General features: G+C 63.4%; 11 protein-coding genes. All 11 read right to left on the bottom strand.

The window, feature by feature from the left end; genetic code table 11:
* Positions 1-12: 12 nt before the first annotated feature.
* Positions 13-1,647: an RsmB/NOP family class I SAM-dependent RNA methyltransferase gene (locus HMPREF3009_RS07985; protein WP_070681206.1), complete on the bottom strand. Its 1,635-nt coding sequence runs from the start codon at positions 1,645-1,647 to the stop codon at positions 13-15.
* On the bottom strand, positions 1,644-2,645 hold the full coding sequence (gene fmt / locus HMPREF3009_RS07980) for a methionyl-tRNA formyltransferase (RefSeq protein WP_049157471.1): 1,002 nt from the start codon (positions 2,643-2,645) through the stop codon (positions 1,644-1,646). The genes HMPREF3009_RS07985 and fmt overlap by 4 nt, the downstream gene beginning before the upstream one ends.
* 53 nt (positions 2,646-2,698) lie before the next feature.
* The gene (def, locus tag HMPREF3009_RS07975; protein WP_049157473.1) at positions 2,699-3,208 is read right to left on the bottom strand and encodes a peptide deformylase; all 510 of its coding nucleotides are present in this window, start codon (positions 3,206-3,208) and stop codon (positions 2,699-2,701) included.
* 127 nt (positions 3,209-3,335) lie between these two features.
* Positions 3,336-5,378 carry a primosomal protein N' gene (locus HMPREF3009_RS07970; protein ID WP_070681203.1) on the bottom strand — a complete coding sequence of 681 codons (2,043 nt, stop codon included), beginning with the start codon at positions 5,376-5,378 and terminating at the stop codon, positions 3,336-3,338.
* 11 nt (positions 5,379-5,389) lie between these two features.
* A complete protein-coding gene (metK, locus tag HMPREF3009_RS07965) occupies positions 5,390-6,613 on the bottom strand; it encodes a methionine adenosyltransferase (RefSeq protein WP_070681200.1) in 1,224 nt (407 codons plus the stop codon).
* Positions 6,614-6,728: 115 nt separating this feature from the next.
* On the bottom strand, positions 6,729-7,997 hold the full coding sequence (coaBC, locus tag HMPREF3009_RS07960) for a bifunctional phosphopantothenoylcysteine decarboxylase/phosphopantothenate--cysteine ligase CoaBC (RefSeq protein ID WP_070681197.1): 1,269 nt from the start codon (positions 7,995-7,997) through the stop codon (positions 6,729-6,731).
* Between the two features lie 151 nt (positions 7,998-8,148).
* A complete protein-coding gene (gene rpoZ / locus HMPREF3009_RS07955; RefSeq protein ID WP_046649090.1) occupies positions 8,149-8,451 on the bottom strand; it encodes a DNA-directed RNA polymerase subunit omega in 303 nt (100 codons plus the stop codon).
* A gap of 38 nt (positions 8,452-8,489) precedes the next feature.
* Positions 8,490-9,059 (bottom strand): guanylate kinase, encoded by a 570-nt coding sequence (gene gmk / locus HMPREF3009_RS07950; RefSeq protein WP_070516581.1) that lies wholly within the window; start codon positions 9,057-9,059, stop codon positions 8,490-8,492.
* An 8-nt stretch (positions 9,060-9,067) separates the two neighbouring features.
* Complete coding sequence (gene mihF, locus HMPREF3009_RS07945) at positions 9,068-9,388, bottom strand: integration host factor, actinobacterial type (protein ID WP_010186801.1); 321 nt, start codon at positions 9,386-9,388, stop codon at positions 9,068-9,070.
* A 270-nt stretch (positions 9,389-9,658) separates the two neighbouring features.
* Positions 9,659-10,507 carry an orotidine-5'-phosphate decarboxylase gene (gene pyrF / locus HMPREF3009_RS07940; protein WP_070681195.1) on the bottom strand — a complete coding sequence of 283 codons (849 nt, stop codon included), beginning with the start codon at positions 10,505-10,507 and terminating at the stop codon, positions 9,659-9,661.
* On the bottom strand, positions 10,491-13,832 hold the full coding sequence (gene carB / locus HMPREF3009_RS07935) for a carbamoyl-phosphate synthase large subunit (RefSeq protein WP_070511722.1): 3,342 nt from the start codon (positions 13,830-13,832) through the stop codon (positions 10,491-10,493). Before carB ends, pyrF begins: the two co-directional genes overlap by 17 nt.
* Between the last annotated feature and the right edge of the window lie 3 nt (positions 13,833-13,835).

Genomic DNA, 13,835 nt, shown 5'->3' with positions numbered 1-13,835 from the left:
CCTCACGCCCCGCTAGTCCGCTACTCGGCGGAGGACGGCGAAAAACATTGCATCTGTGCCGTGACGGTGCGGCCACATCTGGGCAGAGAGCTCGCTGCCGAGATCCCCCATCTCCGGCAGCACCTCCCGCGCATCCAGCTCCTCGATACGCGCCTCTGTCCCAGCTCCATGGCGCTCCAAGGCCGCATCCACAATGCCTCGGGTCTCTCGCAGATCGGGCGAACAGGTGGAGTACACCACGACGCCACCTGGGCGCACGAGGTCCAACGCGGACTCGAGGAGCTCGGTCTGCAGTGTGTTGAGCTCCGCAATATCGGACTCGGCCTTGCGCCAGCGGGCTTCGGGGCGGCGACGGAGTGCACCGAGGCCGGAACAGGGGGCGTCGACAAGCACCCGGTCAAAGCCTGCGTCGAGCCCCGGCGCACGACCGTCCGCACGGTGCACGCGCACGGGTAGGTCACCCACTGTTTTTTCCACCAAGGTAGCGCGGTGCGGGGAGACTTCTACGGCATCGACCTTCGCCCCCTCGACGCGAGCGATGGCACCCATCAGGGCGGCCTTGCCACCGGGGCCGGCGCACAGGTCTAACCAACGCCCGGTGTCCTCGCCAATAAGTTCAGCTTCCGTCACCGCGCGTGCGATGAGCTGGGAGCCTTCGTCTTGCACCGCCGCGAGTTTCTGGCGGACAGGCTCGAGGGAGCCCGGGTCACCCTGCTCAAGGTAGACCGCATAAGGGGAATAGCGTCCTTCCTCGCAGCCGGTAATGAGCGCGAGTTCTTCGGCGGATATCTCGCCCGGTCGCGCTACCAGGTGCACGAGGGGCCGCTCAGAGTCCGCCTCGAGTGCGCGCTCCAGCTCCGCTGTTTGCTCGGCGCTGAGCGCGTTATCGTCAGCGGTGTCGAGGAGCCCCAACGCGCGGCCGAAGGAGCGGGCGATCCACTCGGGGTGAGCGTGGCGGAAGGCCAAAGCCGCGCCCTCTCCGCTCGGAGCTAGCTTGTCCAGCCACTCTTGCGCAGGTGTGCGGGTGATAGTCCGCATGATGCCGTTGGCAAAGCCCTTGGCTTTCTCGTGGCCGGCCGCCTCCACGAGGCGAACGGTGGTATCGACCGCCGCGTGCGCCTCCACCCGGGTGTAGAGCACCTGGTAGGTTCCCAGTCGCAGGGCCATGAGCACCTCGGGCGCAATGGCGTCGAGCCCGCGCGACGAGCATTCAGCGATGACCGCATCGAGAACGCCCTCGGTGCGCAGCGTGCCATAGGTCAGTTCCGTGGCAAAGGCGGCGTCGCGGCCGCTGAGCTTGTTCGAGCTCACGGCCTTCGGCAGCGTGAGGTTGGCAAAAGCGTCATCCGCCGCTACCCGCTGCAGTACCTCGAAGGCGACCGCGCGCGGCACGTCGACCCCGCTGCGCCGTGCCGCGGAAATCAGCGACGGGTTCTGGCGATCGTGGTGAGCAGTCTGGCGCTGTCCGCCTCGGCGGTCACGCTGCGCACCGGTGTTCTTATAACCTCCGCGTCCCTTGTGGTCGTTTCCACCGCGGGAGCTTCCACGCTGTTGGCTGCCCCGTTGCTGCTTTCCCTTCTCTGCGCCTGCCCCCGCGCGCTGCGCCGGGTCACCAGACTTGCTGCGGGACCTAAACCCTCCGGTCATGAGAACTTCACCTCGTCTGTGTCTGTGGAATCCGTGCCGCAAGAGCCTTGGCTAGCAAGACCTCGGCCCCAATCGGCGGCGTTCATCATCTTCTTGCCGGGCGGTTGAATCTTGCCCAAACGTACTGGGGAGCTACCGGTGCCGACCATGACGGCATTCTTGGCCACGTGCACTTCTCCTGGCTGGAGTGCGCGCACTGCGGCAGGCTCTGGCAGCGCCTCGAGTTCGGCGGGTACCACGCTGCTTACAGGCCCTACCTTCAGGCGGGATTCCCCCATTAAGGTCCAGGCTCCCGGCCCCGGGGTATGGGCGCGGATGTGGCGATCAATGACGTCAGCAGGCCGGGTCCAGTCAATGCGGGCGTCGTCGGTCGCAATCTTGTGCGCATAGGTGGCCTCACCTTCCTGCGGCTGCGGCGTAATGCTGCCGTCCTCCAGGCCATTCATAGTCTGGACTAGGAGGTCACCACCCGCGTATGCCAGTCGCGTGAGCAGGTCATCAGCGGTATCGGTGGGCAGGATTGCTTCCTCGATGGTGGCCAGGATGTCCCCGGTATCCAGGCCCTGATCGATGCGGAAGGTCGTGGCGCCAGTGCGCTCGTCGCCGGCCGCAATGGCTGCCTGGACCGGTGCTGCGCCGCGCCACGCTGGAAGCAGGGAGAAGTGCAGGTTGACCCAGCCGTGCGTTGGAAGGCCCAGCAGATCCTCGGTGATCAAGTTTCCGTAGGCCACCACCGGAATAGCCTCCGGAGCAATCTCCGCCAACCGCGCGCGCAGGGCGTCGCCGTCCTCGGTGCCTGGCTTGAGTGTGGTTGGCGTAAGAACCTCGATTCCGTGTTCCTGGGCCAGCGCCTTCACGGGACTGGGGTGCAGGGTGCGCCCGCGGCCGCGGCGGGCATCAGGACGGGTGATGACGGCGGCTATGTCGTGGTGTGAGGCAATGAGTTTCTCCAAAGCCACGACGGCGGGCTCGGGGGTTCCGGCGAAAACGATGCGCACAGTGGGTGCATGCCTTTCTCTCGTGAGGTTGATTGTTGATTAAAGTCTGACGCCTATGCGTTGAACCACTCCGACTGGCGGATGATCTTCATGGATTCCTTTCGCAACTCATCGCTCAGGCGCTTGAGGAACAAAATTCCGTCGAGGTGATCCGTTTCGTGTTGGATGCAGCGTGCCATCAGTCCGGACGCGAGCATAGACACTGGGCGGCCTAGGGGATCGAAGCCTGTAAGGCGTACGGTATTGAACCTTTCGGTGGGCTGGGAAATACCGGGGATGGACAGGCAGCCCTCTGGTCCCAGCTGAGTCTCTTCTCCCACTGCTTCCCACTCGGGGTTGATGATGGCACCGCGCAGGCCGTGCTGATAGTGAGAGCAGTCAAAAACGAAGATGCGCTTGGTCACGCCGATCTGGTTAGCCGCTAGGCCTACTCCCCCGGCGTCTTCCATGGTCTCCAACATGTCCTGAGCTAGACGCTCGAGCGATGGCCCGAATTCGGTGATCTCCTCGGCCCGGGTGCTCAGGACGGGATCGCCATAGAGGCGAACCTCGCGCACGGTCATAGTATGAACTCCTCGTGGTTTGCAGTCTTTCACGGTAAGCAGGGATTGCCATCCGTAGTGCTCCTGCACCGAGAATAGTTCACAGTAAGCAGTGCGTGCCCTCCAGGGGTGGGGTCGGCTGCTCTGTCTATCCGATGTTGATCGGGTCCACGGCGATGCGCAGAGGCAACACGTCCTTGCGCGCGCTGCGCAGCGAATTGGCCGTTCGCAGCGCCTGCCCAAGCTCCGAGCGCGGCCCCAATGGCGTGCGGATCAGCAGGCGCTGGGGCTCGCCGCCGCGTTCGTGGTCATCCTCGCCCGGCAAGCTCACCCCGGGCGGCAGCGGGACCGGGCCAAGAAGCTCCGCGTGCTCCGGTAGTTCTGCCAGCTCCAGGAAAGCGTCGAGCGAGGCATCGGCACCGTCGACGGCCGCCATGTGCACCGCGGGCGGGAAGCGTACCTCGCGGCGTGCCTGCAACTCGGCCGCCGCGGCTCCCACCATGTCCCACCGGCTAAAGAAGCCCACGAGCGGGAGCTGCTCATCTGCTGCCACGATCACCGCTCCGCCCTGCGCAGCCGGGGCCACGAGGGTGGCTGCGGCAGCCCATGTGGTCAAGGTATCCTCCGTAGCTCGGAGATCCTGACGGCCCAGCAACGCCCCGGTTTCCACCAGGAGCGCAGCACCATAGTGCCCTCCCTCGGCAACGCGTGGCTCCGCGCCAGGCGTGGCAATCACCAGCGCGGGGCCGGCAGGGACCTCGTCGACGACTGTGGAGCCACCTGATTGGATAACGCGCGTGTTGGGAAAGGCGCGCCCCATCTCCTCGGCGGTGCGCTCGGAGCCCAGCACAATGGCCCGCAGCCGTGGGGAACCACACTCGGAACAGCGGTAATGGGCGTCGACACGCCCGCACCAGCGACACGTGGGAAGCGCGGCGGAATCCTGCGCCCCATCCGCCGCGCCACGGACAGAGGGCAAACCTAGTGGCCCGTTGCAGTGTCGACACCGTGCCGGGGATGAACACTGCCCACAAGCCAGAATTGGGGCGTAGCCCTTGCGCGGGACTTGGACAAGGACGGGTTCACCGCGGTCGAGCGCCGCCCGAGTGGCTTGAAAAGCTGGGCCGCTGACCGACGTCGTCCCGCCCTGCATGTGCCGCGCCAGATTGATACCGAACGCACCCACCGCAACAATATCGGGGCGCGCCGCTTCCAGGGCTTCCGGAGTTGGGAGAAGATCGTGTGCCCATCCCGACTCAACGAGCAGCTGCGCTTCGGCCGTGCGCGCGTGGCCAGCAAGGATAAGGCTGCATTCTTCCTGCGCGGAGCGCGTGCTCAATACCTCTCGCGTGTGGACGTAGGGCTTGAGGTTATCCACCAGGCTATCGTCACCGTCATTGAGGACAACGGCCAGCTTCAGGTTCTTTACTGGGGCGAAGGCCGCGGAGCGCGTGCCGATAACGATGCGTGCCTGCCCCGTCAGTGCGGACAGATAGCGGCGGTAGCGAGCCTGCGGGCCAGTACTGTGCGCGAGCACCGTGATCTGCTTGGCGGAGAGGTGGCGACGAAACGCCGCTTCCAACAGGTCAAGGTCACGCTGATCCGGCACAACCATGAGCACCCCGCCGCCTTGCAGCGCCACGCTAGCGCCCAAGGCCGCAAGCGCGCCAGCCCAATCTGACCCCGGTGCGATCTGCCACGCTGCCCGCGCAATGTTCCCCGTCAGCACCGAATCCACGAAAGACTCGCCATGCTGGTAGCTCGACCACGCAGAGAGATCCGGGTGCTCTGCCGTGCCGAGCTCTTCCCAGGGAGTGGTGATATCCGCTTCTTCGGCCTTGGCATGGCGCGCCGGGATGGCGGTGCGGATGATATCGGAGCGCACGCCGCCGTAGCGGGCTGCAAGGGATTCGATGAGCGCCGCCATGGTCGGTGTGTACACCGCATAGGGGGAGATGACGCGTTCGATATAGCGGAGCGAACCGGAAAAATCAGAGTCGCTGCTGCGCGAGAGCAAGATGGCGTCAACCAACCTGCCGTTGAAGCGAATACGCACCCGGACGCCCGGTTGCGCGGCGTCGGAATCCGCCTCCTCAATAAGGTAATCGAAGCCGCGGTCGAGGTGCGCCACCCCTAACAAGGGCAACACCCGCGCGACCGGTTGCTGGGCGGCGGGTGTCTTCTTGGGCATAGCGCCCGATTCTACAGGCCGGCGGCACGGCGCAGGTCGACGGCCCGCGGGGTGTCCTCCCACGGAAGGTCAACATCGGTGCGGCCGAAGTGACCGTAGGCCGCGGTTTGGCGGTAGATCGGGCGCTGGAGGTCGAGCTCGCGAATGATGGCGGCCGGGCGCAGATCGAAGACCTTGTCCACTGCGGCCTGGATGTCGGCGTCGCTCAGCCCGCCGTGCGCAGTACCGAAGGTCTCGACGTAGAGGCCAACTGGCTTGGCGCGGCCGATGGCATACGCCACCTGCACCTCGGCGCGGTCGGCAAGCTCGGCGGCCACAATGTTCTTGGCCACCCAGCGCATGGCGTAGGCAGCGGAGCGGTCCACCTTGCTCGGATCCTTACCGGAGAAGGCACCGCCGCCGTGGCGGGCCATGCCACCATAGGTATCCACGATGATCTTGCGGCCGGTCAACCCGGCATCACCCATGGGTCCGCCGAGGATGAAGGAGCCAGAAGGATTGATGAGCAGCTCGGTGTCCTCGGTGTAGTACTTGCCCAAGTCGGCGTCGTTGACGACCCATTCGACGACGTGCGTGCGCAGCTGCTCGGCCAACCACTCCTGGGTGACGTCCGGATCGTGCTGGGTAGAGATGACGATCGTCTCCAGCCGCGTGGGTACATCATTCTCGTCGTAGGCGTAGGTGACCTGGGTCTTGCCATCGGGGCGTAGGGAAGGCACGATGCCCTCCTTGCGCACCTGGGTGAGACGGCGCGATAGATGGTGCGCCGTGGAAATCGGCAACGGCATAAACTCCGGGGTCTCATTGGTGGCATAGCCAAACATGAGGCCCTGGTCACCCGCACCGTACTGGTCATCGTCTTCGAAGGTGCCGGAACGAACCTCGGTGGAGGCATCCACGCCAGCCCCGATCTCCTGGGACTGCTCACCGATGGCGACGTTGACGCCACAGGTATGGCCGTCGAAGCCAACGTCGGAGGAAGTAAAGCCAATCTCCACGAGGGTCTTGCGAACGATCTGGGGGATCTCTACATAACCAGTGGTGCGCACCTCACCGACGACGTGCACCTGCCCCGTCGTCACGAGGGTCTCTACGGCGACGTGGGCGTTGGGGTCTTCCTCGAGGAGGGCGTCAAGAATGGCGTCCGAGATCGCGTCACAAATTTTATCCGGGTGGCCTTCTGTTACGGATTCGCTGGTAAAGAGGCGTACCGCCTGTGCAGTTCTTTCAGTCACAACTTTTCCTTAAGCTAGTTCTGCGCGTCGTGGGTGGGACAGCGCCTTGCCCACGCCTCGGCTGATAACACCGCCCCATCGTAGACCAAGCGGTCTACAGCTGCAAGAACGACCACTACTTTTTCAGGATTTCATTCACAGCTTCAAGTATCTGCGCGGCCACGACCTGTTTCGAGCCAGGCTCGACCACCACTGGCTCGGCATCACGCCGCAGGATCCACCCAGCGCTCGTAGGCTGTCCAAAGACCTTTCCCTCCCCAACCTCATTGGCCATGAGTACATCGCAGCCCTTCTTTGCGAACTTCCGCCGGGCGTACTCCAGGACAGTCGTCGTCTCATCACCGGTTTCTGCGGCAAAGCCGACGATGATGGCATCGGGGTTGAGGGTGCCACTGTCGCGGCGCTCGACGAGGCCCTTGAGAATATCTGGATTTTCTACCAGTTCCAGATGCGCCAAATCGGCGTCCGCGGACCCCTTCTTCATCTTTGACTCAGCCACGGAAGCTGGGCGATAGTCCGCAACGGCCGCGGCCATGATGACGATGTCCGCGTCCGCGGACTCTGCATTCATTGCCTCCTGCATATCGCGGGTTGAGGTCACCCGCACGACCGCGGCACCGGAGGGAACCGGAAGCGCCTCCGTATTACCAGCAACGATGGTGACATCGGCACCCCGCTGTGCGGCAATCTCAGCCAACGCAAAGCCCTGCCGCCCGGACGAGCGGTTGCCAAGGTAGCGCACTGGGTCAAGGTTCTCTTGCGTCCCGCCAGCGGAGATCACGACCTTCCGGCCCTGCCAATCATGGTCCACGCGGTGGCCGGCAATGATGGTGCGAGCAAACTCCGCGATCTGCTCCGGATCCGGCAACCGGCCTGCGCCCGTATCGGTACCGGTCAGGCGGCCGTGGGCGGGCTCCATGACAGTAACTCCGCGACGGCGCAGCGTAGCCACGTTGTCTTGGGTTGCCGGGTGAAGCCACATCTCCGTGTGCATCGCCGGGGCGATAATCACTGGACACGTCGCAACGAGGACAGACGCGCTGAGAAGATCGTCTGCGCGACCACCAGCCAAACGCGCGATCAGGTCTGCGGTTGCCGGGGCAATAACGATGGCATCCGCTTGCTGGCCTAGGGAGACGTGCTGGACTTCATCCACCGCATCAAAGACCGTGGTCGACACCGGATGCCCCGACAAGGCCTCAAAGGTCGCCGCCCCAACGAAATTCAGTGCGGCCTCTGTAGGAATCACGCGAACATCATCGCCATGCTCAGTGAAATCGCGGATAAGATGGCACGCCTTGTAGGCGGCAATTCCTCCTGCCACACCGATGAGGATGCGCCGCCGTTGAACTGACCCAACACCTGCGGACTCTGTGTTGTTCACCGCGTTACTCTCTCGAACTTCTTGGAAATGCTGTACGTCCTTCACTCGGACGATGTTACCCAAGACGCACTGAACCCACCCAGCGTCCTAGCAGACACGTGGGTGGGTTCAGTTCAGAATGTGCTTTAGGCCGCTACCGGCACGGAAAAGCTTAGTTGCCTTCCTCGTGGTCCAGCAGGCCAGCTTCGATTTCGCGCAAAGCGATGGACAGCGGCTTCTCCCCCGGTTCTGGGGTCACCAGCGGTCCGACAAACTCGAAGACGCCTTCATCCTGTTCTTGGTAGTAGCTGTTGATCTGGCGTGCGCGCTTAGCGGCAAAGATCACCAGAGCGTACTTGGACGAGACCTTGCCCAGCAGCTCATCGATCGGCGGATCGGTAATGCCCGTCGGCGGATCGAATACTGGTTCCGGCTTAACGGCCTCAGAATTAGCAGGTGTGGTCACGTTGGTCACATGCACCTTTACTGTTGGTAGATGGTCAAAATCGTGGTCTATCCACGCAGGATAGCACTAATAGCAGCAACGGCCTCATCGAGATCTTCATTGACAACGATGTGGTCGAACTCCTTTTGCGCGGCAAGCTCCGACTCAGCGGTCTGCAACCTGCGATCGATGACATCCTGCGGTTCGGTCCCACGCCCTGTCAGGCGCTCGACCAAAACTTCCCAAGATGGTGGGGCGAGAAACACGGTTTCCGCCTCCGGCATCGCCGCCTTCACGTTGCGGGCGCCTGCAAGATCAACCTCTACCAACACCGGGCGTCCAGCCGTCATCGCTTCTTGGACCGGCTGAGCGGGCGTCCCGGAACGCTGCAAACCGCCGTGGATCTCTGCCCATTCGAGCATGTCACCGGCGTCGATATGCTGTTGGAAGGTCTCTGGGGAGACGAAGAAGTAGTCCACCCCATCAGTCTCTCCGGGACGGGGTTGGCGCGTCGTCATGGAGACGCTGAAGTAGAGGTTGTCGACATCGTCGCGCAGGCGCGAAACCACAGTGGACTTACCCACAGCAGACGGCCCGGCCAGAACGACCAGGCGCCCGCGTGCAGTTTCGTCAGCCATTGCGCTAATTACTCGCCGTAGCCGAAACGCTCGAGAAGGGCGCGACGCTGACGGTCACCCAGGCCACGCAGACGGCGGGTCTGAGCAATCTCCAGGTCCTCCATGATTTCCTTAGCCTTGACCTTGCCAACCTTCGGCAGGGCCTCGAGGAGAGCGGAGACCTTGGTCTTGCCGATGATCTCATCGGTCTCGGCCTTCTCTAGAACTTCCTGCAGGTTGGTCTCGCCGCGCTTCAGCGCAGCCTTGAGCTCAGCGCGAGCCTTGCGGGCCTCAGCGGCCTTTGCGAGAGCTTCTTTGCGCTGCTCATCTGTCAACTTGGGAAGGGCCACGGGTTTCCTCCGATTTCATTAGTTCGAACATTGTCATCTGATGGCTAGCACCAGAATCTCGGCTCACGGTGGGAAGGTTTCCCCAGCGCGGGATAGCTTTTGCTACCTCCACGAACCGACTTCTGGCAATCCTAGCACTGGTCTGTACGCGATGACGTAACGCGGCCCCCTTCTTTTAAAGGTTCCCGCACGTCAACGCACATGCCTTAAACAAAATACCAGGTAAACGGCGCGCCCGTTAATCCAGCACGCCGCTACCTGGTCTGATTTTTAGTCTCGGAACTCCGCCGCCGTATCCACTACGGCTTTCCGCAGGTCAGAGACATTCGGCCCCTGCGAAAGAATGGCCCGGGAAACGTTGGCAAAGCCGAGCTCGGGCGCCGCTGCGGTGAGTTCCCTTACATCGGCGGGCGTGGCGCCCTGGGCGCCCACACCCGGCAGCAGCACCGGACCGTTTAATTGGTCTAGTGCAGGCGGAGCCTCCAATGTCGCGCCAACGACAACACCAAGGGCACCCACGGTGGTGTCTGGCCCAGCCGCGGACGCATTGCGCTGTGCAAGCTCATCGACGACGCGCTGTGCCACGCTGCGGCCGTCGACGCTCAACGACTGCAACGCCACGGCCTCCGGGTTGGAGGTCGCCGCAAGGACAAAGACCCCGCGTCCAGTATGCTCCGCTAGGTCGAAGACTGGGCTCAAAGCGCCCACACCAAGGTAGGGCGAGACCGTCACAGCATCAGAACGCAGCGGCGAGTCCTCCCCCAGCCAGGCTTGCGCGTAGCCCGCCATGGTGGAACCGATGTCTCCGCGCTTCGCGTCCGCTAAGCTCAGACAGCCCTGCTCGCGGAGCCCCGCGAGGGCCTCCTCAAGAACTGCGAAGCCGCGCGAACCGAAACGCTCAAAGAAGGCCACCTGTGGCTTCACCACTGCGGCAGTCTCAGCGAAGGCCTCTACACAGCGCAGGGTAAACGTGCGCAGACCATCCACATCAACCGACAGGCCCCAGTCCTCCAGCAGATGCGGGTGCGGGTCGATGCCTACGCACAGGCGCCCGCGCTCCGCACCGGCTGCTACGAGGCGCTCACCGAAAGACGGCGTCTTCCTAGTTTGCTGGGTCATGCTCAAGCTCCTGCAGCGCGCGCACCTTGAGATCCCCGCGACGCAGAGCCTCAATGCCCTGCACGGCGGCGGTCACGCCCTGGACGGTGGTCACCAACGGAATACCCACGGATACGGCAGCAGCGCGGATGTCATAGCCGTCGTGGCGGGCACCGGCGGAGCCTGCCGGGGTGTTAAGGATGAGATCTACCTTTCCAGCGAGAATCTGATCCACGATGGACTCCTCGCCCTCCGTGGCCTCCGAAACCTTCCGGGCGACCTCGCACTCGACGCCATTGCGGCGCAGCATCTGCGCGGTTCCAGCGGTAGCCACAATGGTGTAGCCCATGTAGGCCAGGCGCTGAATCGGGAAGATAAGCGTGCGCTTATCGCGGTTGGCTACGGAGACAAACACGGTGCCTTCGGTGGGCAGCTCGCCGAAGGCGGCCATCTCACCCTTGGCATAGGCGGCACCGAAGTTATCAGCCAAGCCCATCACCTCACCGGTGGACTTCATCTCCGGAGACAGCAAGGTATCCAGTAGCTGGCCATCGGGGCGACGGAAGCGGTTGAACGGCAGCACGGCCTCCTTGACCGCAATCGGGTGCTCCAGCGGCAGGGAACCACCGTCGTAAGTAGACGGGATGATGCCCTCCTCGCGCAGCTCGGCGATGGATGCACCCAGCATGACGCGCGCGGCGGCCTTGGCCAGCGGAACGCCGGTGGCCTTGGAGACGAAAGGCACGGTGCGGGAGGCACGCGGGTTGGCCTCGATGACGTAGAGAGTGTCATCCTTCAGGGCGTACTGAACGTTCATCAGGCCCTTAACACCAATGCCATGCGCTAGACGACGCGTTGACTCCCGCACCTTCTCAATATCCTCTGGGCCCAACGTCATCGGCGGCAACGCACAGGAGGAGTCACCGGAGTGAATACCGGCCTCCTCGATGTGCTCCATCACGCCGCCGAGGTAGACTTCCTCGCCGTCGCACAGCGCGTCGACGTCAATCTCGATGGCGTTATCCAGGAAGCGGTCAACCAAGACCGGGTGATCCGAGGTGATCTCGGTAGCGCGCTCAATGTAATCGCGCAGCGAATCTTCGTCGTAGACGATCTCCATGCCGCGGCCTCCCAGCACGTAGGACGGGCGGACCAGTACCGGGTAGCCGATCTTCGCGGCAACCTGGCGTGCCTCCTCGAAGGAGGTCGCGGTGCCGAAGGCCGGTGCGGGAAGCTCGGCTTCAGCAAGCACCTTGCCGAACTCACCACGGTCCTCCGCCAAGTCGATGGCAGCGGCAGAAGTACCCACGACCGGAACGCCGGCAGCAGTCAGGCGCTCAGCCAGGCCCAACGGGGTTTGACCACCCAGCTGGACAATGACTCCGGCAACCTCACCGCACGCGGCCTCCGCGTGGTAGACCTCCATGACGTCCTCGAAAGTCAGCGGCTCGAAGTAGAGGCGGTCTGCCGTGTCATAGTCGGTAGACACGGTCTCCGGGTTGCAGTTAACCATGACCGTCTCGTAGCCCTCACGGGAAAGCTCGAGGGCGGCATGCACGCAGGAGTAATCAAACTCGATGCCTTGACCGATACGGTTCGGACCGGAGCCCAGGATGATGACCTTGCCCTTGGTCTTCTCGCTGCTCTCGCGCACCTCGGACTCAGCGTTCGGGTCCATTTCATAAGCGCTGTAATGGTACGGGGTCTGGGCTTCAAACTCACCCGCACAAGTATCAACGGTCTTGTACACCGGGCGAATGCCCAAAGACCAGCGCAGGGAGCGCACGCCATCCTCACCGGCGAACTCTGGGCGAAGAGCCGCGATCTGGGCGTCGGACAGGCCAAAGACCTTGGCGCGGCGCAGCAGCTCGGCGTCGAGCACCGGAGCGCCCACGAGCTCCTCGCGGAACTCAACAAGCGCTTCAAGCTCGGCGAGGAACCACGGGTCGATGTGCGAGTGCTCGTGCAGTTGCTCGATGGTGGCACCGAGGCGCAGGGCCAGCTCGACATCGTAGATGCGGCCCTCGGTCGGACGCTCCAGGTCCTTGAGAACGGCCTCCACGTCCGTTGCGCGCTCCTCAGCGAAGTACTCATCCGGCTTGGTCCAGAAACCAGAAGGCTTGCCCTCCAGCGAGCGCATGACCTTGTTCAGGCCGGAAATGTAGTTGCGGCCGATACCCATGGCCTCACCCACGGACTTCATCGTGGTGGTCAGGGTGTCGTCGGCGCCCGGGAACTTCTCAAAGGCAAAACGCGGAGCCTTGACGATGACATAGTCCAGAGTCGGCTCAAAGGCCGCCGGGGTCACACCGGTGATGTCGTTGCGCACCTCATCCAGGGTGTAGCCAATGGCCAGCTTGGCGGCCAGCTTGGCAATCGGGAAACCGGTAGCCTTGGAGGCCAGCGCCGAGGAGCGGGATACGCGCGGGTTCATCTCAATGGTGATGATGCGGCCGTCATCCGGGTTCACGGCGAACTGGATGTTGCAGCCGCCGGTGTCGACGCCCACCTCACGAATGATGGCGATACCCTGATCGCGCATCTTCTGGTACTCGCGGTCCGTCAGTGTCAGGGCCGGGGCTACGGTGACGGAGTCACCGGTGTGGACGCCGAGGGCGTCGACGTTCTCGATGGACGCGATGACCACAACGTTATCGTCGCCGTCACGCATGAGCTCGAGCTCGAACTCCTTCCAGCCAAGGATGGACTCCTCGATGAGGACGTTCGCCTCTGGGGACGCAGCCAGACCGCCGCCGGCAATGCGCTCAAGGTCCTCCTCGTTAAAGGCCAGGCCCGAACCGAGGCCGCCCATGGTAAACGACGGGCGAACGACAACCGGCAAGCCAAGCTCGGCGACGGTCTCGTGGACCTCCTCCATGGTGTGACAGACGCGGGAGCGCGCGGATTCGCCGCCGATGGAGGCGACAATATCCTTGAACTTCTGGCGGTCCTCGCCGCGCTCAATCGCGTCGATATCGGCACCGATGAGCTCGATATCGTACTTCTTCAGGATGCCGAGGCGGTCCAACTGTACCGCGGCGTTCAGAGCGGTCTGGCCGCCCAGGGTAGCCAGGACGGCGTCGATGGGGTTGCCCTCTTCCTTCTCCTTCTGGAAGATCTTCTCGATGAACTCGGGCTCGATGGGCTCTACGTAGGTGTGGTCTGCGAATTCCGGGTCCGTCATGATCGTTGCCGGGTTGGAGTTGACCAGCGTGACGCGCAGGCCTTCCTCCTTGAGCACGCGGCAGGCCTGGGTGCCGGAGTAGTCGAACTCGCAGGCCTGGCCAATAACAATCGGACCGGAGCCGATAACCAGGACGTGATTGATGTCGTTGCGCTTTGGCATGTG

Origin of the sequence: Corynebacterium sp. HMSC034H07, assembly GCF_001815175.1 — a bacterium.
GTDB classification, from domain to species: domain Bacteria; phylum Actinomycetota; class Actinomycetes; order Mycobacteriales; family Mycobacteriaceae; genus Corynebacterium; species Corynebacterium hiratae.
This window is presented reverse-complemented; position numbering and strand designations above follow the sequence as displayed.

What these genes read in the sequence shown, in the direction of transcription:
- def (WP_049157473.1), bottom strand. Translation starts at nt 3,208, where the DNA reads ATGACCGTGCGCGAGGTTCGCCTCTATGGCGATCCCGTCCTGAGCACC.
- HMPREF3009_RS07970 (WP_070681203.1), bottom strand. Translation starts at nt 5,378, where the DNA reads ATGCCCAAGAAGACACCCGCCGCCCAGCAACCGGTCGCGCGGGTGTTG.
- HMPREF3009_RS07985 (WP_070681206.1), bottom strand. Translation starts at nt 1,647, where the DNA reads ATGACCGGAGGGTTTAGGTCCCGCAGCAAGTCTGGTGACCCGGCGCAG.
- pyrF (WP_070681195.1), bottom strand. Translation starts at nt 10,507, where the DNA reads ATGACCCAGCAAACTAGGAAGACGCCGTCTTTCGGTGAGCGCCTCGTA.
- carB (WP_070511722.1), bottom strand. Translation starts at nt 13,832, where the DNA reads ATGCCAAAGCGCAACGACATCAATCACGTCCTGGTTATCGGCTCCGGT.
- gmk (WP_070516581.1), bottom strand. Translation starts at nt 9,059, where the DNA reads ATGGCTGACGAAACTGCACGCGGGCGCCTGGTCGTTCTGGCCGGGCCG.